This is a genomic window from Streptomyces radiopugnans, from assembly GCF_900110735.1.
Classification (GTDB): Bacteria; Actinomycetota; Actinomycetes; order Streptomycetales; family Streptomycetaceae; genus Streptomyces; species Streptomyces radiopugnans.
Genome location: NZ_FOET01000014.1, coordinates 21072 through 41684 on the forward strand (window position 1 = coordinate 21072; position 20613 = coordinate 41684).

Here is a 20613-nt window from a genome sequence, read left to right on the forward strand (position 1 = left end):
GAGGAAACGCCAGTGCGCCGCGCCGTCTGTCCGGGGTCCTTCGACCCCATCACCAACGGACACCTCGACATCATCTCCCGCGCCTCCAGGCTCTACGACGAGGTGTACGTCGCGGTGATGATCAACAAGTCCAAGCAGGGCCTGTTCACCGTCGAGGAGCGCATCGACCTGATCCACCAGGTCACCGCCGAGTACGGCAACGTGCGCGTCGAGGCCTTCCACGGACTGCTGGTGGACTTCTGCAAGCAGCGCGACATCCCGGCCATCGTCAAGGGCCTGCGGGCGGTCAGCGACTTCGACTACGAGCTGCAGATGGCCCAGATGAACAACGGGCTCTCCGGGGTGGAGACACTGTTCGTGCCCACCAACCCGACCTACAGCTTCCTCTCCTCCAGCCTGGTCAAGGAGGTCGCGGCCTGGGGCGGCGACGTCTCCCACCTGGTGCCGCCGGTGGTGCTCCAGGCCCTGCGCGGTCGCCTGTCCCGCCCCTGACGGCCTCCGCCCCCCACGGTGCCCCCGCCCCGGCCGCGGCCTGTCCTGGGGCCAAGACGGGACCGGACGGGACCGCCACCGGACCGGTTCCCGCATCCGCTGTCGCACCGGCGGCCGCTGCCCGTACAGTCGCTCCCGTGGACGTACAGCAGAAACTCGACGACATCGTCGCGGCGGTCGAAGGCGCCCGCTCCATGCCCATGTCGGCCTCCTGCGTGGTCAACCGCGCGGAGCTGCTGGGGATGCTGGAGGAGGTGCGGCAGGCGCTGCCCGGCTCGCTCGCCCAGGCCCAGGAGCTGATCGGCGACCGGGAGCAGATGATCGCCGAGGCCCGGCAGGAGGCCCAGCGGATCATCGACTCCGCCCAGGCCGAGCGCGGCTCGCTGGTCTCCGGCACCGAGATCGCCCGCCGTGCGCAGGAGGAGGCCGACCGCATCCTCGCCCAGGCGCGCCAGGAGGCCGAGGGGATCCGGGCCGAGGCCGACGACTACGTCGACAGCAAGCTCGCCAACTTCGAGGTCGTCCTCAGCAAGACCATAGGCTCGGTCGACCGGGGGCGGGAGAAGCTGCTGGGCAGGGAGGCGGGCGCCGACCCCTACGGCGAGGAGGGCGGCGAGGACATCCCGGAGCGCTCCGCCGACCCCGCCGAGCTGCGGGAGCGCGCCGACGCCTATGTGGAGGCCCAGTTCCGGGCCTTCGAGGCGGTGCTGACCAAGACCCTGGAGGCGGTCGGACGCGGCCGGCAGAAGCTCACCGGCCACCGGCCCATCGACGAGCTCGGCGCCCATCTGGCGGCCCAGGACGAGCATGGGCAGCAGAGCGACGCCGACTACCTCGCGGACCTCGCCGCCGTCTCCGGCACCCCGCAGGCGCAGCAGGCGCCTCAGGTCCCCGCGCAGCCGCCGCAGCAGCCGGCCTACGAGCCGCAGCCGCAGCAGCCCCAGCAGGACCCGTACGCCTACCAGCAGGACGGTTACGGCTATCCGCAGCAGCAGTACGGGCAGCCGCAGCAGGACCCGTACGCCTACCAGCAGCAGTCCCCGCCGCAGCAGCCCGCGTACGAGCCGCAGGTCCAGCAGGGCGGTTACGGCTATCCGCAGCAGCAGTACGGGCAGCCGCAGCAGGACCCGTACGCCTACCACCAGGGGCAGGCCCCCGGACAGCCGCCGTACCAGCCGCAGCAGGCACAGCAGCCCGCGGCGCTCGACGAGACCAGCTTCTTCGACACCAGCATGATCGACATGGAGCGGCTGCGGCAGTACGAGCAGGGCCGCTAGCCGTATCGGCCCGCGCCGGCCCGGCACCCGCCGGGCCGGTGTCCCGCAGGCCCGGCCGCGTCCGGTCGGCCCGGATTGGGCCCGGGGCGGCCGGTCCAGTATCCTGGCCATTCGGTCGTGGTCCGCCCGCGACGTTCGGCTGCCCAGAACGCAGGAAAACGGAGTCAGCCGGTGTCAGACCGTAGAAAGCAGGAAGCCCTGAACGCCCCCCTCGACCCCCGTTCCCCCCTCGTGCTGGACACGCGCGAGCTGGGGCGCCGTCCGGGTGCGCTCAAGGAGTTCTCCCGGACGGTCCCGGCTTCCGCAGACCTCGGCATCGAGGTCATCGGGGTGCCGCAGGGTTCGCCCATGGAGCTCGACCTCCGCCTGGAGTCGGTCATGGAAGGGGTGCTCGTCACGGGCACCGCCCGTGCGCGGCTGAAGGGGGAGTGCGTAAGGTGTCTGGAGCCGCTGGAGCAGGAGTGCGAGGCGGACTTCCAGGAGATGTTCTCCTACCCCGACGCCGACGACCGGAGCCGCTTCGCGGACACCGGCGACGACGCCGAGGACGAGGAGACGTTCCGACTCGAGGGCGACCTGCTCGACCTCGAGCCCGTGCTGCGTGACGCGGTGGTGCTGTCACTGCCGCTGCAGCCGGTGTGCCAGGAGGACTGCCCCGGACTCTGCCCCCGCTGCGGGGCGAGGCTCGCGGACGACCCCGGGCACGACCACAACGAGGCCGTCGACATCCGGTGGGCGGCTCTCGAAGGACTCGCCGGCTCCATGCGGGACGGCGAGAAGGACGAAGACAACGAACCCCGCACTGCCGGGGACGATCCACAGGAGAAATAGCCGTGGCTGTTCCGAAGCGGAAGATGTCGCGCAGCAACACGCGCCACCGCCGGTCGCAGTGGAAGGCTGCGGTCCCGACCCTGGTGAAGTGCGAGCGCTGCCAGGAGCCCCGTCAGCAGCACATCGCCTGCCCCAACTGCGGCACCTACAACCGCCGCCAGGTCCTCGAGGTCTGATCGGCTGGTGACGGGCTCCATGTCAGACGCCACTACGCCCGCAGACTCTCCCCGCAACGACGGGGGTGAAACGGCGCAGAGGGCGGGTCTGGTGGACGCGGCCTCGTCCCACACGCTTCTGGAAGGGCGGCTCGGGTACCAACTCGAGTCCGCCCTTCTGACGCGTGCACTGACGCACCGCAGCTACGCGTACGAGAACGGCGGCCTGCCCACCAACGAGCGCCTGGAGTTCCTGGGGGACTCCGTGCTGGGCCTGGTGGTCACCGACACCCTCTACCGCACCCACCCCGACCTGCCCGAGGGCCAGCTCGCCAAGCTGCGCGCGGCGGTGGTCAACTCCCGTGCGCTGGCCGGAGTCGCCCGCGGCCTCGACCTGGGCGCCTTCATCCGGCTCGGCCGGGGCGAGGAGGGCACCGGCGGCCGGGACAAGGCGTCGATCCTCGCCGACACCCTGGAGGCCGTGATCGGCGCGGTCTACCTCGACCGGGGGCTGGAGGCGGCCAGCGAACTGGTGCACCGGCTCTTCGACCCCCTGATCGAGGAGTCCTCCAACCTCGGCGCCGGGCTGGACTGGAAGACCAGCCTCCAGGAACTGACCGCGGCCGAGGGGCTGGGCGTTCCGGAGTACCTGGTCAGCGAGACCGGCCCCGACCACGAGAAGACCTTCACGGCTGCCGCCCGCGTCGGTGGTGTCGCGTACGGCACCGGCACCGGCCGCAGCAAGAAGGAGGCCGAGCAGCAGGCGGCGGAGACCGCCTGGCGCGCGATCCGGGCCGCCGCCGAGCAGCGGGACGGCCAGGCAGCCGAGAAGGTTTCCTGACCGGCCCGGAGTCTGCCCCGCACCTTCCGCCCACCCGCCCGGAATCCGGGCGGGTGGGCGCGTCGTTCCACCAGTGACCCCATCCCACCCCCGCTGACGCGGGACCCACGTCGACGAGGAGCCGTCGTTGCCAGAGCTGCCCGAGGTCGAGGTCGTCCGGCGCGGACTCGAGCGCTGGGTCGGCGGCCGCACCATCGCCGGGGCCGAGGTGCTGCACCCGCGCGCGATCCGCCGCCACCTCGCCGGAGCGGAGGACTTCACCGGCCGGCTGCGCGGAGTGCGCGTCGGCGCCCCCCTGCGCCGCGGCAAGTACCTGTGGTTGCCGCTGGAGGGCACCGGCCAGTGCGTCCTGGCCCACCTCGGCATGAGCGGGCAGCTGCTCGTCCAGCCGCAGGACGCCCCCGACGAGAAGCACCTGCGCGTACGTGTCCGCTTCGCCGACACCGAGGGGACCGAACTGCGCTTCGTCGATCAGCGCACCTTCGGCGGGCTGTCGCTGCACGCCACCACGGAGGACGGCCTGCCCGACGTCATGGCCCACATCGCCCGCGACCCGCTGGACCCGGCCTTCGACGAGGCGGCCTTCCACACCGCCCTGCGCCGCCGCCGCAGTACGCTCAAGCGGGCACTGCTCGACCAGTCCCTGATCAGCGGGGTCGGCAACATCTACGCGGACGAGGCGCTGTGGCGTTCCCGGCTGCACTATGACCGCCCCACCGCCACCCTCACACGTCCGCGCACCGCCGAACTCCTCGGTAACGTCCGCGACGTGATGAACGCGGCCCTCGCCGTCGGCGGCACCAGCTTCGACAGCCTCTACGTCAACGTCAACGGGGAGTCGGGCTACTTCGAACGCTCCCTGGACGCCTACGGCCGCGAGGGTCTGCCCTGCCGCCGCTGCGCCGCCCCGATGCGCCGCAGCCCCTGGATGAACCGCTCCAGCTACTTCTGCCCGCGCTGCCAGCGTCCGCCCCGCCCGGTGCGCTGAGCACCGCGCGCCGCCGGACGGGGCGGCGGGCGCCGGACGCCTGGCGGGAAGCCGCTCAGAAGCCGAAGTTCTGCGTCCACCAGGGGCCGCCCTCGGCGAAGTGCGCGCCCACGCCCAGGGTCCGGTAGTCGCAGTTGAGGATGTTGGCGCGGTGGCCGGGGCTGTCCATCCAGGCGTCCATCACCGTCCGGGCGTCGGCCTGGCCGCGGGCTATGTTCTCGCCGCCGAGGTTGTCGATGCCCGCCGCCTCGGCGCGGTCCCAGGGGGTGTCGCCGTTGGGGCTGGTGTGGGAGAAGAAGCCCCGGGTGGCCATGTCCTGGCTGAACTCACCGGCCAGTTCGGCAAGTTCGGGGTCGGCGGTGACCGGTTGGCAACCGGCCTCGGCCCGTTCCAGGTTGACCAGTCTCAGCACCTCCGCCTCGGCGGCCGTCTCCTCGTCGAGGGAGGGGAGGCCGGGTGCGGTGGGTTTGCGGGAGGAGGCGGAGGGCTCGCCGGGTGTGCCGGAGGGCTTGCGGAAGACGTCGCCCGCGCCGGTCTCGCCGGCCGGGGGCGTACTGCCGCGCGGCGGGGTCGGTTCGGCCGCCTTCTTCGAAGGCGTGGCCTCCGGCTTCTTCGACTCGCGGCCGTGTGAGGGCTCCGCGCCGGGGGAGGCGGCGCGGCCGTCGCCGCGGCCCGCGGCGGAAGCGCCGCCGCGGTCGTCCGGGGCCGGTGTCGCCGCGCCCTGGGTCTGCAGGTCCCGCAGGTCGTCCGGGGCCACTCCGGAGGGTGAGGCGAACCCGCCGACGGTGTAGTCGCCGTTCGGGCCGGGCAGCAGCCCCGAGGCCACAGCCACGGCGCCCATCGCCATCGCGGCCGAGGCTCCGAGGAGGCCGGTGCGCACGGGGGCCGCGCTCCGCTTGCGGTGCGGGCTGCGATGGCGCCCGACCGCCGCGCGGCGGCCGGAGGTGACGGGGGCCGGTGCTGGAACCGGTTCGGCGCGGCGGTGGCGTCCCATCTGCTGCAGTCCTCACGTGATCGGCGTCACTTGTGTCACTCGAAAGAGTGAGTCCCGTTGCGGCGTGACTGTACGGCATCGGTGAGAGGCGCAGGAGGGAACGGTGGAAACACGGGAGCGGAAGGAGAGGGCGGGGCGCGTGGGGGCGGAGCGCGTCCGGATAGCGTGCGCCCATGGGTACGAGGACGGAGGGCGCCGGCGAAGGCGCGGCCGGGGAGACCGTGCGGATGACGGCCTGGGTGCGCGGGCAGGTGCAGGGGGTCGGTTTCCGCTGGTTCACCCGGGCCAACGCGCTGCGGATCGGCGGCCTGGAGGGTTTTGCGCTCAATCTCGGCGACGGCCGGGTCCAGGTGGTCGCCGAAGGGCCGCGCGATCGCTGCGAACTGCTGCTGGAATGGCTCCGAACGGGTGATACGCCGGGGCGGGTCGAAGGTGTGACCGAGATCTGGGGACCGCCGCGCGGGGGCTACGAGGGCTTCGCGATCCGATGATCCAAAGTGGTTGCCTTTCACCGCGTGACGTGCGAGGCTGCGGCCAGCGTCACCCCCGCAGGACCCCGCGAGCCCTCCGGCAGATTGAGTGCCGTCGAGTCAAGGCCGCCGGGGCGCGTGGCGTGATCGTGTTGACCGCCAAAAGTTTTGGTGAGACTCTGGAAGCCCCGCGCACCGCAGCTGTTCTGCCTTCGGAATGAAGGCCGAACGGCAACCGCGGGCGCGAATCCCTCACGACCCACCACCGTTCCGGTCGGTCACTCAGTGTGGAGGACCATCCATCATGGCAAAGGCGCTTCTCGGTTACGTCGGCGGTTCCGACCCCCGAGTCCTCGCCGAGATGCGACGGCTGCAGCAGCGTGTTCAGGACCTGGAATCCGAGCTGGTACGGATCCAGGCGGAGAACGACGCTCTGTCGGCCGCCGCTGCACGGCACGGCGACTCGTTGCTGGAGAGCATCGACGTATCCAAGGCGGAGCCTGCGCTCACCTGACCTTCCGGTCCGGGGAACGCAGCGCCAGGCCGCTGGAGAAAACTGCAAGGGACGCTTCGGCGTCCCTTCGTCGTTTCCGGCCGGAGGTGTGGCGCTTACCGTGTGATGTGCCCCACCCGTTCAGCGGTGAAACTCGCTTCGGTCGTGAAACCGACACCTGGGAGTAAAGTCCGGATACGTGCACCTCAAGAGCCTGACCCTGCGCGGGTTCAAGTCCTTCGCCTCGGCCACGACGCTGCGCTTCGAGCCGGGCATCACCTGCGTGGTGGGCCCCAACGGCTCCGGCAAGTCCAATGTCGTGGACGCCCTGTCGTGGGTGATGGGCGAGCAGGGCGCCAAGTCGCTGCGCGGCGGCAAGATGGAGGACGTCATCTTCGCCGGGACGGCGGGCCCTTCGGGCCGTCCCCCGCTGGGCCGTGCCGAGGTCTCCCTGACCATCGACAACTCCGACGGCGCCCTGCCCATCGAGTACGCCGAGGTCACCATCACGCGGATCATGTTCCGCAACGGCGGCAGCGAGTACCAGATCAACGGCGACACCTGCCGGCTGCTGGACATCCAGGAGCTGCTGTCGGATTCCGGCATCGGCCGCGAGATGCACGTCATCGTCGGACAGGGCCAGCTCGACTCCGTACTGCACGCCGACCCGGCCGGCCGCCGGGCCTTCATCGAGGAGGCCGCCGGCGTCCTCAAGCACCGCAAGCGCAAGGAGAAGGCGCTGCGGAAGCTGGACGCGATGCAGGCCAACCTCGCCCGTGTCCAGGACCTCACCGACGAACTGCGCCGCCAGCTCAAGCCGCTGGGACGGCAGGCGGCCGTCGCCCGCCGGGCCGCGGTGATCCAGGCCGATCTGCGCGACGCCCGGCTGCGGCTGCTGGCCGACGACCTGGTGGCCCTGCGCGCGGCGCTGAAGGCCGAACTCGCCGACGAGGCGGCGCTCAAGGAGCGGAAGGAGTCGGTGGAGGCCGGTCTCGGGGAGGCGCTGCGGCGGGAGGCCGCGCTGGAGCAGCAGGTCAGGGAACTGTCCCCGCGGCTGGAGCGGGCGCAGCAGACCTGGTACGAGCTGTCGCAGCTCGCCGAGCGGGTGCGCGGCACCGTGAGTCTGGCCGACGCCCGGGTCCGCAGCGCGTCCGCGGAGCCCGTCGAGGAGCGTCCGGGGCGCGATCCGGAGGACATGGAGCGTGAGGCGGCCCGGGTCCGCGAGCAGGAGGCGGAGCTGAGGGCCGCGCTGGAGGCGGCGAGCCGGGCGCTGGAGGACACCGTCGCGCACCGCGCGGAGTTGGAGCGCGCCCTGGCCGACGAGGAGCGGCGGCTGAAGGACGCCGCCCGCGCCATCGCCGACCGCCGCGAGGGGCTGGCCCGGCTGCACGGCCAGGTCACCGCCGCCCGCGGCCGGGCCGCCTCCGCGCAGGCCGAGATCGACCGGCTGGCCACCGCCCGGGACGAGGCGGCCGAGCGCGCGGCGGCGGCCCGGGAGGAGTACGAGGCGCTGCGGGCCGAGGTCGACGGGCTGGACGCGGACGACGCCGAGCTGGCCGAGGAGCACGAGGCGGCCAGAGGTGAACTGGCCGCGGCCGAGGCGGAGCTGAGCGCGGCCGGCGAGGCGCTGTCGGCCGCCGAGCGGGAACGCGCGGCGACCGCCGCCCGCCGTGACGCCCTGTCCCTGGGACTGCGCCGCAAGGACGGCACCGGGGCCCTGCTCGGCGCCGGCGACCGGCTCGCCGGACTGCTCGGCCCGGCCGCCGAACTCCTCACCGTCACCCCCGGTTTCGAGGTGCCCGTCGCCGCCGCCCTCGGCTCGGCCGCGGACGCCGTCGCCGTGGACGGCCCGGCCGCGGCCGCCGACGCGCTGCGCCTGCTGCGCGGGCAGGACGCCGGCCGCGCGGCGCTGGTGCTCGGCGGCGCACCGCGGGAGGAGCCTCCCGGAGCCCTGGACGTACCCGGTGCGCGGTGGGCCGCGGAACTGGTGTCGGGCCCGGAGGTCCTGCTGCCCGCCCTGCGGCGGCTGCTGCGCGGCGTGGTGGTGGTCGGCGCCCTGCGGGACGCGATGGAGCTGGTGGCCGAGCGCCCTGAGCTGACCGCCGTCACCGCCGAGGGCGACCTGCTCGGCGCCCACTTCGCGCAGGGCGGTTCCGCCGGGGCGCCGTCGCTGCTGGAGGTACGGGCGTCGGTGGACGAGGCCACCGCCGAGCTGGCCGAACTGGACGGCCGGTGCGAGGCGCTGGCCGGGGACCGGGAGAGGGCCCGGGAGCGGCGGCGCGAGTGCGCCGCCCGGGTCGAGGAACTGGGCGCGCGGCGCAGCGCGGCCGACAGGGAGAGATCGCAGGTCGCCGGCCGGCTCGGGCGGCTGGGCGGGCAGGCGCGGGCCGCGCAGGGGGAGGCCGAGCGCGCGGCGGCGGCCGTGGCGAAGGCCGAGGAGGCGCTGGCGCGGGCCCGCGAGGAGGCCGAGGTGCTGGCCGAACGGCTGGCGGTGGCCGAGGAGCAGCCGGGCGAGGAGGAGCCGGACACCTCGGTGCGCGACCGGCTGGCCGCCGACGGCGCCAACGCCCGGCAGACGGAGATGGAGGCCCGCCTCCAGGTGCGCACCCACGAGGAGAGGGTCAAGGGGCTCGCCGGGCGGGCGGACTCCCTGGACCGGGCGGCGCGCGCCGAACGGGAGGCGCGGGCGCGCGCGGAGCGCCGCCGTGCCCGGCTGCGGCACGAGCGGGAGGTGGCCTCGGCCGTCGCCTCCGGCGCCCGGCAACTGCTGGCGCACGTGGAGGTGTCGCTGGCGCGGGCCGAGGAGGAGCGGGAGGCCGCCCGGAGCGCCAAGGCCGGGCGGGAACGCGAGCTGGCCGCCGAGCGCGACCGGGGCCGGCAGCTGAAGGAGGAGCTGGACAAGCTCACCGACTCCGTGCACCGCGGCGAGGTGCTGGGTGCCGAGAAGCGGCTGCGGATCGAGCAGCTGGAGACCAGATCCCTGGAGGAGCTGGGCGTGGAGCCGGCCGTGCTGGTCCGCGAGTACGGCCCCGACCAGCCGGTGCCGCCGTCGCCGCCCGCCGAGGGGGAGGAGCTGCCCGAGGATCCCGGTCACCCCCGCAACCGGCCGGTCCCCTTCGTCCGCGCCGAGCAGGAGAAGCGGCTGCAGGCGGCCGAGCGGGCGTACCGGCAGCTGGGCAAGGTGAACCCGCTGGCGCTGGAGGAGTTCGCGGCCCTGGAGGAGCGGCACCGCTTCCTCAGCGAGCAGCTGGAGGACCTGAAGAAGACCCGCGCGGACCTGCTGCAGGTGGTCAGGGAGGTGGACGAGCGGGTCGAGCAGGTCTTCACCGAGGCGTACCGCGACACGGCCCGCGAGTTCGAGGGCGTCTTCTCGCGGCTGTTCCCCGGCGGCGAGGGGCGGCTGGTCCTCACCGACCCGGAGAACATGCTCACCACGGGCGTGGACGTCGAGGCCCGGCCGCCGGGGAAGAAGGTCAAGCGGCTGTCGCTGCTGTCGGGAGGCGAACGCTCGCTGACGGCCGTGGCGCTGCTGGTGTCGATCTTCAAGGCGCGCCCCAGCCCGTTCTACGTCATGGACGAGGTCGAGGCGGCGCTGGACGACACCAACCTCCAGCGGCTGATCGGGATCATGAAGGAACTCCAGGAGAGTTCCCAGCTCATCGTGATCACCCATCAGAAGCGGACCATGGAGGTCGCCGACGCCCTCTACGGCGTCTCGATGCAGGGCGACGGGGTGTCGAAGGTCATCAGCCAGCGGCTCCGCTGAGCTTCCCCGGGGCGGCCTGGACCTTCACTCCTGCTTCACTTTCCGAACGAAAAACGTTACACCTCGGGGTTGTTCCGGTTATCTCTCATCTATTGACTTCAACTTTTGAAGGAATAGTCTCTGCATGGTCGGCCATGCCTTCAAACGGCGGCATGCAGTTGTGCGTGCCGGGTAAAAGGCGGCAACCACTTGGCACCCCACCCGGCACCGCCGCCGGGGACCGCAGGAGTACACACCGTGACCAGCACCGCGCAGGTGAAGCCGGACGGGCCGGACGCCCCGGCCGGACGGACCCAGCACCTCAGACACGTCGTCTTCATCGCCACCGCGGCGGCGATGGGGGGCTTCCTCTTCGGCTACGACAGCTCCGTCATCAACGGAGCGGTCGAGGGCATCCGGGGCAGATTCGACATCGCCTCCGGCGTGCTCGCGCAGATCATCGCCGCGGCCCTGATCGGCGCCGCGATCGGCGCCGCCACCGCGGGGCGGCTCGCCGACCGGATCGGCCGCATCAGGGTGATGCAGATCGCCGCGGTGCTCTTCGCCCTCAGCGCCGTCGGCTCCATGCTCCCCTTCACCATGTGGGACCTGGCCTTCTGGCGGACCCTGGGCGGCGTCGCCATCGGCATGGCCTCGGTGATCGCGCCCGCCTACATCGCCGAGGTCGCCCCGGCCGAGTACCGCGGCCGGCTCGCCTCCTTCCAGCAGGCCGCGATCGTGCTGGGCATCGCCGTGTCCCAACTGGTCAACTGGGGCGTGCTCAACCTCGCCGGCGGCGAGCAGCGCGGCAGCCTGCTGGGCGTCGAGGCCTGGCAGCTCATGCTCGGCATCGAGGTCGTCCCCGCCCTGCTGTACGGACTGCTGACCCTGCGCATACCCGAGTCCCCGCGCCACCTCGTCGCCCAGGGGCGCACGGACGAGGCCAGGGCCGTCCTCGCGGACGTCGAGGCGCGGGGGAGCGACCTGGACGCCCGGATCGCCGAGATCCGCGAGCGCATGCGCGGCGAGCGCAGGCCGAGCCTGCGGGACCTGCTGGGAGGGCGCTTCGGTCTGCTGCCCATCGTCTGGGTCGGCATCGGCCTGTCGCTGTTCCAGCAGCTGGTCGGCATCAACGTGATCTTCTACTACAGCGCCTCGCTGTGGCAGTCGGTCGGCATCGACCCCGGCAGCTCGTTCTTCTACTCCTTCACCACCTCGATCATCAACATCGTCGGCACGGTGATCGCGATGCTCCTGGTGGACCGGATCGGCCGCAGGCCGCTGGCCCTGACCGGCTCCGCGGGCATGGCACTATCCCTCGGCGCCGCGGCCTGGGCCTTCTCCTACAAGAGCGGCACCGGCGACGACATCACCCTGCCCGACGCGCAGGGCACGGTCGCGCTCGTCGCCGCGCACTCCTTCGTGCTCTTCTTCGCCCTCTCCTGGGGCGTGGTGGTCTGGGTGATGCTCGGCGAGATGTTCCCCAACCGCATCCGCGCCGCCGCCCTCGGCATCGCCGCCGGGGCCCAGTGGGTGGCGAACTGGCTGATCACCGTCACCTTCCCGAGCCTGTCGGACTGGAACCTGTCGGGCGCGTACGTCATCTACACCGTCTTCGCGGCCCTCTCGATCCCGTTCGTCCTCAAGTTCGTGCCGGAGACCAGGGGCAGGGCGCTGGAGGAGATGGGCTGACCCGCCCGTGCCCGCCGAGACGAGCGCCGTTCCGGCCCGCCCCACGGGCCGGAACGGCGCTCGTCCGCGTTCTTGGCCGATACTGGGACGCGTTGTGACTCCGGCTCCGAAGGAGCTTCTCGCTCGGCCCGAACGGCTCTGCGTCACGGGCAGGACCTGTCCGTGACGCAGGTAACTCTCTAGGGAATCATGGACATCCTCATCCTCGCTGTCGTCATCGCCGTGGTCGCCGTCGTGGCGATCGGCGGACTGGTGGTCACCGGCGTCCGCAAGAAGAAGACGCCGCGGCTGGACCGCTCCGCCCCGCCTCCGACCATCACCCCGCCCCCGACCGAACCGCAGGTCGGCGAGGAGGCCGGGCCTCCCCGCGCGGAGGAACGCCGCACCATCGAAGAGGTCGAGCTGCCGCGGCCCCCGGTCGGGGCGACGGACGCGGAGGCGGCCGCGCCCCCCGCGCCCCCGCAGCCCGAGGCACCCGGGATCGAGGTGCCCGCGCCCACCGCCGGACGCCTGGTGCGGCTGCGCGAGCGCCTGTCGCGGTCCCAGAACACCCTGGGCCGCGGCCTGCTCACCCTGCTCTCCCGCGACCACCTCGACGAGGACACCTGGGAGGAGATCGAGGACACCCTGCTCACCGCCGACGTCGGCGTCGCCCCCACCCAGGAACTGGTGGAGCGGCTGCGCGAGCGGGTGAGGGTGCTGGGCACCCGCAGCCCCGCCGAGCTGCGCGCGCTGCTGCGCGAGGAGCTGCTGGCCCTGATCGGCACCGACCTGGACCGCACCGTCCACACCGAGGGCGGCGTGTCCTCCGAGGGCGTGGTGCGGCCGGGCGTGGTGCTGGTCGTCGGCGTCAACGGCACCGGCAAGACCACCACCACCGGCAAGCTCGCCCGCGTCCTGGTCGCCGACGGCAGGTCGGTCGTGCTCGGCGCCGCCGACACCTTCCGTGCCGCCGCCGCCGACCAGCTCCAGACCTGGGGCGAGCGCGTCGGCGCCCGCACCGTACGCGGCCCCGAGGGCGGCGACCCGGCGTCGGTCGCCTTCGACGCGGTCAAGGAGGGCATCGGCGAGAGCGCGGACGTGGTGCTCATCGACACCGCGGGGCGGCTGCACACCAAGACCGGCCTGATGGACGAGCTGGGCAAGGTCAAGCGCGTGGTGGAGAAGCACGGCCCGGTCGACGAGGTCCTGCTCGTCCTGGACGCCACCACCGGCCAGAACGGGCTGATCCAGGCCCGGGTCTTCGCCGAGGTCGTGGACATCACCGGCATCGTGCTCACCAAGCTCGACGGCACGGCCAAGGGCGGCATCGTCATCGCCGTCCAGCGCGAGCTGAACGTCCCGGTCAAGCTCGTCGGCCTGGGCGAGGGGGCGGACGACCTCGCGCCGTTCGAGCCGGAGGCGTTCGTCGACGCCCTGATCGGCGACTGACGAACCGGGGAAGGACACCGGGGACGCCCCGCCGCGTACGGCCGAGGCCGCGGCGGGGCCCGGTCCCGGGCTCGTGCGCCGGAGGGGCCGGGGCCCGGAGGGCTCAGGAGCCGGGCAGCTCTCGGTGGCAGACGTACGCCAGGGTGCCCAGCAGCAGCCTGGCCTGCGGGGGACGGCCCGCCCCCTCCAGGGTGGGCGGCCGCAGCCACCGGACCGGGCCGAGCCCGCCGAGGTCGGAGGGCGGAGCGGTGACGTGGTCGCCCGGGCCGAGACCGCGCAGGTCCAGTACGGCGTCGTCCCAGCCCGTCCGGTACAGCAGGCGGGGCAGGCCGGCCGCGGCGCCGGTGGCCACGAAGAACCAGGCGCGGCCGTGCGGGGCGACGGCGACCGGCCCCAGCGGCAGCCCCATCCGCTCCAGCCGGGCCAGCGCGCGGCGTCCGGCGGACTCGGAGACCTCGATGACGTCGAACGCGCGGCCCACCGGCAGCAGCAGGGCCGCGCCGGGGACCCGCTCCCAGGCCGCGGTGGCCTCGTCCAGCGTCGCGCCGGCCGGGACCAGGAGTGACTCGTCCAGGGGATGGGCGCCGGGGGAGGGGCACCGCGGGGCGCCGCAGGAGCACTCGGTCCGGCCGCCGACGCGGGTGGCGCGCGCACCCGGGACCACGTCCCAGCCCCACAGACCGGTGTACTCGGCCACCGCCGTGCACACCGGGGCGCGGCCCCGGCGCCGGGTGCCGGACCGCAACTCCCGGAGCTCCCGGATCTCGCGGATGCTGCCGATTGTGAAGCCCATGCCCCCTCCAACGGGTCCCGCGTGCTTTCGGTTACGAAACCGTCGCACAGAGCGACGCCGGGCGGTCCGGGTCGAAGCGGGGCGACGGGATCTGTGTGAGGGGTGCGCCGGTCTTCGCGCGCCCCGGTGTGCATCGCTTCAACCGGTTGTGGCCGCCCTGGGTCAAGTGAACCGCGCGGAGCGCTGCTTGGGTTCATCCGAAGGGGTGGCGAATGGTGGCGGTTTTGCAATTTCACTCGCCACATCAGTGATCGTAGGATTACTTTCGGTTCACACGGCGACACAGATACACGGAAGACGTCCGACGTGCGCCTATGCCAGAGGCATGCCGAGACGGCATCCGAGGACAGGACGCGTGCGGGCCGGGATGGGGGCGTTCCAGTGGGCGGCAACGGCAACAGCGGCGGGGTCGGCACCGCCGGGAAGCGCCCGAACGGACAGCTCGCCTCGTGGTTCGCGCGCAGCGGCTGGTCCAAGGGCGAGCTGGCCCGGCAGGTGAACCGCCGCGCACGCCGGACGGGCGCGCACCACATCAGCACCGACACCTCCCGGGTGCGCCGCTGGCTCGACGGCGAGCAGCCCCGCGAGCCGATTCCGCGCATCCTCTCCGAGCTGTTCTCCGAGCGCTTCGGCTGTGTGGTCGCCGTCGAGGACCTGGGGCTGCGCGCCGCCCGCCAGACGGCCTCCGACGGAGGTGTGGACCTGCCCTGGACGGGGCCGCAGACCGTGGCGATGATCAGCGAGTTCTCGCGCAGCGACCTGATGCTGGCCCGGCGCGGCTTCCTCGGCACCTCGCTGGGCATGGCCGCCGGCCCCGCGCTGATCGAGCCGATGCAGCGCTGGCTGGTGCCCGCCCCCGCCGCACCGGCCCCCGGCGAGCGCTTCCCCGGCGCGCCGCAGGCCCCGGCCCGGAATCCCGGAGCGCGGGGCGACCACCGGCTGTCGGACCCGGAGCTGGAGCTGCTGGAGCAGACGATCGTGATGTTCCGCCAGTGGGACGCCCAGTGCGGCGGCGGGCTGCGGCGCAAGGCCGTCGTCGGCCAGCTCCACGAGGTCACCGACCTCCTCCAGGAGCACCACGCCGAGCCGGTGCGGCGGCGGCTGTTCCGCGTCACCGCCGAGCTGGCGGAGCTGGCCGGCTGGATGAGCTACGACGTCGGGCTCCAGCCGACCGCGCAGAAGTACTTCGTCCTCGCCCTGCACGCGGCCAAGGAGGCCGGCGACCGGCCGCTGGGCGCGTACGTGCTGTCCGACATGGGCCGCCAGATGATCCACCTGGGACGGCCCGAGGACGCGCTGGAACTGGTCCACCTCGCGCAGTACGGCGGCCGGGAGGACGCCACCCCCCGCACCCAGGCCATGCTCCACGCGGTGGAGGCGCGCGCGTACGCCAACATGGGCCGACCCGACAAGTGCCACCGGGCGGTGCGGATGGCCGAGGAGACCTTCGCCGAGGCCACCGAGGGGGACGCCGACCCGGACTGGATCGGCTTCTTCTCCGAGGCCGAGCTGCACGCCGAGAACGCCCACTCCTACCGCGACCTCGCCTATGTGGCGGGCCGCAGCCCCGCCTACCTATCGCTCGCGCAGCCGGCGATGCGGCGGGCCGTGGAGCTGTTCGGCCGCGAGTGCGGCGGCGGCAGGGGCCACCAGCGCTCCTACGCGCTCAACCTCGTCGGCATGGCCACGGTCCACCTGCTGCAGCGCGAACCCGAGCAGTGCGCCGAGATGACCGGCCGGGCGATGAGGGTGGCGAAACGTCTCCGTTCGGAACGGGTCGACAACCGCATCCGCAAGACCGTGGCCACGGCCGCCCGCGAGTTCGGGGACGTGGCGGAGGTCGCCGAGCTCACCGAGCGGCTCGCCGACGAGCTGCCCGAGGGCGAGACCGCCCTCGCGAGCTGAACGGGCCCCCGCCCCGCCGGTCCTCCGCCTCACCGGCCCTTCCCGGCCGCCCGCCGCACGTCCCCCGGGTTGTCATACGACCGCGCCCGCCGGGCCGACCCGCGCCCGCCCGGCGCGGTCGTCGTGCCCGGTCAGGGCGGTGTGCCGCACGGGCGGCGGGGAGCCGGGCCGGCGGCGGCGCGGTTCCGGCCGGCGGGCGTGTTCACCCGGGCGTAACAGAGAACGCGCCTTCGTCACGGCCGTGAAACGCCGCGCCGCATCGGCGGAAACGGGGCTCCGGAAATCTGTGGCTCATCCTGACCCCCAGATCCGCCCCCACGGGTCGCGCACGCGAGGAGACGCCCACATTGAACGGCGCGGATACCGCTTTCGTACTGATCAGCGCGGCGCTGGTCATGTTGATGACACCCGGCCTGGCCCTCTTCTACGGCGGCATGGTCCGGGTCAAGAGCGCACTGAACATGCTCATGATGTCCTTCATCTCCCTGGGCATCGTGAGCGTCCTCTGGGTCCTCTACGGCTACTCGCTCGCCTTCGGCACCGACACCGGCGGCCTGATCGGCGGTTTCGAGCACATCGGTCTCAGCGGCATCGACGTCGAGACGCTGACCGGCGGTGAGGAGGGCATCCCGGTCCTCGCCTTCGTCCTCTTCCAGCTCATGTTCGCCGTCCTGACGCCCGCACTGATGAGCGGCGCCCTGGCCGACCGCGTGAAGTTCAGCGCCTGGGCGCTGTTCATCACCCTGTGGGCCACGGTCGTCTACTTCCCCGTCGCGCACTGGGTGTGGGCCGAGGGCGGCTGGCTGTTCGAGCTGGAGGTCATCGACTTCGCGGGCGGCACCGCCGTCCACATCAACGCCGGGGTCGGCGCCCTGGCGGCCGTCCTGGTGGTCGGCAGGCGCATCGGTTTCAAGAGGGAGCCCATGCGGCCCCACAGCCTCCCGCTGGTGGTCCTGGGCGCCGCCCTGCTGTGGTTCGGCTGGTTCGGCTTCAACGCCGGCTCCGCGCTGGGCGCGAACGGCACCGCGGCCACCATGGCCTTGAACACGCAGGTCGCCACCGCCGCCGCCATCCTGGGCTGGCTGCTGTACGAGCGGATCCGGCACGGTGCCTTCACCACCCTGGGCGCCGCCTCCGGAGCCGTCGCGGGCCTGGTCGCCATCACCCCCGCCGGCGCACACGTGAACGCCGTCGGCGCGATCGTCATCGGCCTGGTGGCCGGCCTGGTCTGCTCCTGGGCCGTCAGCCTGAAGTACAGGCTCGGCTACGACGACTCCCTGGACGTCGTCGGAGTCCACCTCGTCGGCGGCGTCATCGGCACCCTGCTGGTCGGCGTCCTGGCCACGGACGGCGTGGGCGGCCTCACCCAGCTCGGCAAGCAGGCCGTCGGGGCCTTCTCGGTGATGGCCTTCTCCTTCGTGGTCTCCTGGATCCTCGCCAAGCTGGTCGACGCGGTCGTCGGCTTCCGGGCGAGCGAGGACGACGAGACCGCCGGGCTGGACCAGGCGTACCACGCCGAGACCGCGTACGACTTCAGCGCGGTGGGCGGCTCGCCCGCTTCCCGCGGCGCCGCGGGCGGCCACAACGACAGCGCGACGGCTTCGCCGTCCGCGAAGGAGACCGACAAGAAGGTGGACGCGTGAAGCTCATCACCGCAGTCATCAAGCCGCACCGACTCGACGAGGTCAAGGACGCCCTGCAGGCGTTCGGCGTCCAGGGACTGACCGTCACCGAGGCCAGCGGATACGGCCGGCAGCGCGGCCACACCGAGGTGTACCGCGGCGCCGAGTACACCGTCGACCTGGTCCCCAAGGTCCGCGTCGAGGTCCTGGTCGAGGACGAGGACGCCGAGCAGCTCCTCGACGTGGTCGTCAAGGCCGCCCGGACCGGCAAGATCGGTGACGGCAAGGTCTGGAGCGTCCCCGTCGAGACGGCGGTGCGCGTCCGCACCGGCGAGCGCGGCCCGGACGCGCTGTGAGCCGGCCGGAGCGGGAGACCGCGTGACCCCGGGATCCGGCGACCCCGGCAACTACGCGGCGGCCCGGCTGCGCCTCCTGGACCGGGAGGCGCGGCCCGGGCCGCCGCGCCGCCGGGCCCTGTCCGGCCTCACCGACGCCTGGCTCGCCTCGCTCCTGGGCGACGCGGGCGAGGGTGTCGCGCTCGTGGCCGTCGGCGGCTACGGCCGCGGGGAGCTCTCCCCGCGCAGCGATCTGGACCTGCTGCTGCTGCACACCGGCCGCGACACGCGCGAGGTCGCCGCCCTCGCCGACCGCCTCTGGTACCCCGTGTGGGACCTGGGGATCGCCCTGGACCACTCGGTGCGCACCCCGGGCGAGGCCGAACGGGCCGCGGCCGGCGACCTGAGGGTGCAGCTCGGGCTGCTCGACGCCCGGCACGTCGCCGGGGACCCGGAGCTCACCGCCGCCCTGCGCGCCCGGATGCTCGCCCGCTGGCGCACCGGTGCCCACCGGCTGCTGCCCGAGCTGCGCGAGGCGGTCCGGGAGCGCGCCCGCCGCCACGGCGAGCTGCGCTTCCTCCTCGAACCCGACCTGAAGGAGGCCCGCGGCGGCCTGCGCGACGCCACCGCCCTGCGCGCGGTGGCCGCCTCCTGGCTGGCCGACGCGCCCCGCGAGGGGCTGGACGAGGCCCACCGCACCCTCCTGGACGTACGCGACGCCCTCCACCTGGGCACCGGCCGCGCCACCGACCGGCTCGCCCTCCAGGACCAGGACCAGATCGCCGCCGCACTCGCCCTGCCGGACGCGGACGCGCTGCTGCGCCGCGTCTACGAGGCGGCCCGGGTGATCTCCTACGCCTGCGACGTCACCTGGCGCGAGGTCGACCGGGTGCTGAGCGCCCGCCGGTCCCGCCCGGGGCGCGGGCGGCGGGCGCGCACCCCGCTGGCCGAGGGTGTCGTCGTGCAGGACGGCGAGGTGGTGCTCGCCCGGACCGCGCGCCCCGAGCGCGACCCCGTACTGCCGCTGCGCGTCGCGGCGGCGGCCGCCCAGGCCGGGCTGCCGCCGTCGCGCCCCGCCCTGCGGAGGCTGGCCGCCGCGGCCCCGCCGCTTCCGGTGCCCTGGCCGGCCGAAGCCCGCGAGGAGTTCGTCACCCTCCTGGGGGCGGGCGAGGCCGCCGTCGGGGTGTGGGAGGCGCTGGAGGCGGAAGGCCTGGTCACCGCCTGGCTGCCCGAGTGGGAGTGGGTGCGCTGCCGCCCGCAGCGCAACCCCGTGCACCGCTGGACCGTCGACCGCCACCTGATCGAGACCGCGGTACGGGCCGGCGCGTACGTCCGCCGCGTCCGCCGTCCCGACCTGCTGCTGGTCGCCGCACTGCTGCACGACATCGGCAAGGGGCGGCCCGGCGACCACAGCGTCGTGGGCGAGGCCGCCGTGCGCGGCCTGGCCGCACGGATGGGCTTCGACGCCGCCGACACCGCGACCCTGGCCACCGTCGTCCGCCACCATCTGCTGCTGGCCGAGACCGCCACCCGGCGCGACCTGGACGACCCGGCCACCGTACGCACCGTGGCCGATGCCGTCGGAGGCGCCGGGACCCTGGAGCTGCTGCACGCGCTCACCGAGGCCGACGCCCTGGCCACCGGGCCCGCGGCCTGGTCGGCCTGGCGCGCGGGACTCGTGGCCGATCTGGTGAGGCGGACCGGCGCGGTGCTGGCGGGGGAGGCGGCAGGGGCCGCGGAGGCGGTGGGGGAGCGGGAGCGCTCCGCCTCCCGGCCCACCGCCGGGGCCGAACGGCTGGCCGTGGAGGCGTGGCGCACCGGCGGGCCGGTGCTCTCCCTGCGCACCCGGGCCGAGGCCCCCGCCGGGGCGGACCCGGCCGGCCGGACCGACCGGACCGACCGGCAGGGCCCGACCGGCCGGGCGGGCCCTGCCGAGGGGGACACGGGCCCGGAACCGGTGGGCGCCGAACTGCTCGTCGCCCTGCCCGACCGGCCCGGCGTACTGCCCGCCGCGGCCGGCGTCCTGGCCCTGCACCGGCTGACCGTACGCGCCGCCGACCTGCGCACCGTCGACCCGCTCGGCGAGGGACGGGTGCTGCTGCTGAGCTGGCGGGTGGCCGCCGAGTACGGATCGCTGCCGCAGGCCGCCCGGCTCCGCGCCGACCTGGCGCGCGCCCTGGAGGGCTCGCTGGACGTCCCCGCCCGGCTCGCCGAGCGCGAGCGGGCCCACCTGGGCCGCGCCGGCCGGCGCGGCGCCGGGGCCCCGCCGCCGAAGGTGACCGTCGCCCCGGCCGGGTCACGGCTGGCGACGGTCATCGAGGTGCGCGCCCAGGACGCCCCAGGGCTGCTGTACCGCATCGGACGGGCCCTGGAGGACGCCGGCGTCACCGTGCGCAGCGCCCGCGTCGGCACCCTGGGCGCCAACGCGGTGGACGCCTTCTACGTCACCGGACCCGACGGCGCCCCGCTGCCGCCGCGCGAGGCCGCCTGCCTCGCGGCGGAACTGGAGCGGGCCCTGGGCGGCTGACCGGACCGCGGGCGGGCGGATA

The 20613-nt window shown here is 73.8% G+C and carries 17 protein-coding genes; 15 read left to right on the forward strand and 2 right to left on the reverse strand.

The features are described 5' to 3' along the window. Nucleotides 1–12 precede the first annotated feature (12 nt). The 6 genes from coaD to mutM all read left to right on the forward strand — a co-directional run bounded on the left by coaD (nucleotide 13) and on the right by mutM (nucleotide 4584). Nucleotides 13–492, forward strand: a complete 480-nt coding sequence (coaD, locus tag BMY40_RS21395) for a pantetheine-phosphate adenylyltransferase (RefSeq protein ID WP_245770229.1) — start codon at nucleotides 13–15, stop codon at nucleotides 490–492. A gap of 137 nt (nucleotides 493–629) precedes the next feature. Further along, nucleotides 630–1769, forward strand: coding sequence for a F0F1 ATP synthase subunit B family protein (locus BMY40_RS21400; RefSeq protein ID WP_093662101.1), 1140 nt, complete (start codon nucleotides 630–632; stop codon nucleotides 1767–1769). Nucleotides 1770–1940: 171 nt separating this feature from the next. After that, entirely contained in the window at nucleotides 1941–2600 is a 660-nt protein-coding gene (locus tag BMY40_RS21405; protein WP_093662103.1) for a YceD family protein, read from the forward strand. A gap of 2 nt (nucleotides 2601–2602) precedes the next feature. Continuing rightward, nucleotides 2603–2776: a 50S ribosomal protein L32 gene (rpmF, locus tag BMY40_RS21410; RefSeq protein WP_031508259.1), complete on the forward strand. Its 174-nt coding sequence runs from the start codon at nucleotides 2603–2605 to the stop codon at nucleotides 2774–2776. A 19-nt stretch (nucleotides 2777–2795) separates the two neighbouring features. Then, the gene (gene rnc / locus BMY40_RS21415) at nucleotides 2796–3596 is read left to right on the forward strand and encodes a ribonuclease III (protein WP_177214089.1); all 801 of its coding nucleotides are present in this window, start codon (nucleotides 2796–2798) and stop codon (nucleotides 3594–3596) included. Between the two features lie 127 nt (nucleotides 3597–3723). Beyond that, a complete protein-coding gene (mutM, locus tag BMY40_RS21420) occupies nucleotides 3724–4584 on the forward strand; it encodes a bifunctional DNA-formamidopyrimidine glycosylase/DNA-(apurinic or apyrimidinic site) lyase (protein ID WP_093662105.1) in 861 nt (286 codons plus the stop codon). A gap of 55 nt (nucleotides 4585–4639) precedes the next feature. Here mutM and BMY40_RS21425 read toward each other — a convergent pair whose 3' ends face one another. Continuing rightward, nucleotides 4640–5578 (reverse strand): CAP domain-containing protein, encoded by a 939-nt coding sequence (locus BMY40_RS21425; RefSeq protein ID WP_093662107.1) that lies wholly within the window; start codon nucleotides 5576–5578, stop codon nucleotides 4640–4642. 173 nt (nucleotides 5579–5751) lie between these two features. Here BMY40_RS21425 and BMY40_RS21430 point away from each other — a divergent pair, with 173 nt between their 5' ends. The 5 genes from BMY40_RS21430 to ftsY all read left to right on the forward strand — a co-directional run bounded on the left by BMY40_RS21430 (nucleotide 5752) and on the right by ftsY (nucleotide 13409). Continuing rightward, nucleotides 5752–6069, forward strand: coding sequence for an acylphosphatase (locus tag BMY40_RS21430; protein WP_093662109.1), 318 nt, complete (start codon nucleotides 5752–5754; stop codon nucleotides 6067–6069). Between the two features lie 283 nt (nucleotides 6070–6352). Further along, nucleotides 6353–6562 (forward strand): hypothetical protein, encoded by a 210-nt coding sequence (locus BMY40_RS21435; protein ID WP_093662111.1) that lies wholly within the window; start codon nucleotides 6353–6355, stop codon nucleotides 6560–6562. A gap of 178 nt (nucleotides 6563–6740) precedes the next feature. Further along, the gene (gene smc / locus BMY40_RS21440; protein WP_093662113.1) at nucleotides 6741–10307 is read left to right on the forward strand and encodes a chromosome segregation protein SMC; all 3567 of its coding nucleotides are present in this window, start codon (nucleotides 6741–6743) and stop codon (nucleotides 10305–10307) included. Between the two features lie 237 nt (nucleotides 10308–10544). Continuing rightward, on the forward strand, nucleotides 10545–11978 hold the full coding sequence (locus tag BMY40_RS21445) for a sugar porter family MFS transporter (RefSeq protein ID WP_425443150.1): 1434 nt from the start codon (nucleotides 10545–10547) through the stop codon (nucleotides 11976–11978). Between the two features lie 189 nt (nucleotides 11979–12167). Further along, nucleotides 12168–13409: a signal recognition particle-docking protein FtsY gene (gene ftsY, locus BMY40_RS21450; protein ID WP_093662115.1), complete on the forward strand. Its 1242-nt coding sequence runs from the start codon at nucleotides 12168–12170 to the stop codon at nucleotides 13407–13409. Nucleotides 13410–13512: 103 nt separating this feature from the next. Here the strand turns inward: ftsY and BMY40_RS21455 are convergent, their stop codons facing one another. Beyond that, entirely contained in the window at nucleotides 13513–14202 is a 690-nt protein-coding gene (locus BMY40_RS21455; protein ID WP_093662117.1) for a bifunctional DNA primase/polymerase, read from the reverse strand. Between the two features lie 381 nt (nucleotides 14203–14583). On the opposite strand from BMY40_RS21455, the gene nsdA reads away from it, so the two are divergent. The 4 genes from nsdA to BMY40_RS21475 all read left to right on the forward strand — a co-directional run bounded on the left by nsdA (nucleotide 14584) and on the right by BMY40_RS21475 (nucleotide 20591). Then, the gene (gene nsdA / locus BMY40_RS21460) at nucleotides 14584–16107 is read left to right on the forward strand and encodes a transcriptional repressor NsdA (RefSeq protein WP_093662119.1); all 1524 of its coding nucleotides are present in this window, start codon (nucleotides 14584–14586) and stop codon (nucleotides 16105–16107) included. A 347-nt stretch (nucleotides 16108–16454) separates the two neighbouring features. After that, complete coding sequence (locus BMY40_RS21465; protein WP_093662121.1) at nucleotides 16455–17750, forward strand: ammonium transporter; 1296 nt, start codon at nucleotides 16455–16457, stop codon at nucleotides 17748–17750. Next, nucleotides 17747–18085, forward strand: a complete 339-nt coding sequence (locus tag BMY40_RS21470; protein ID WP_093662123.1) for a P-II family nitrogen regulator — start codon at nucleotides 17747–17749, stop codon at nucleotides 18083–18085. The genes BMY40_RS21465 and BMY40_RS21470 overlap by 4 nt, the downstream gene beginning before the upstream one ends. Nucleotides 18086–18107: 22 nt before the next feature. Beyond that, nucleotides 18108–20591 (forward strand): [protein-PII] uridylyltransferase, encoded by a 2484-nt coding sequence (locus BMY40_RS21475; RefSeq protein WP_093662125.1) that lies wholly within the window; start codon nucleotides 18108–18110, stop codon nucleotides 20589–20591. Nucleotides 20592–20613: the final 22 nt, after the last annotated feature.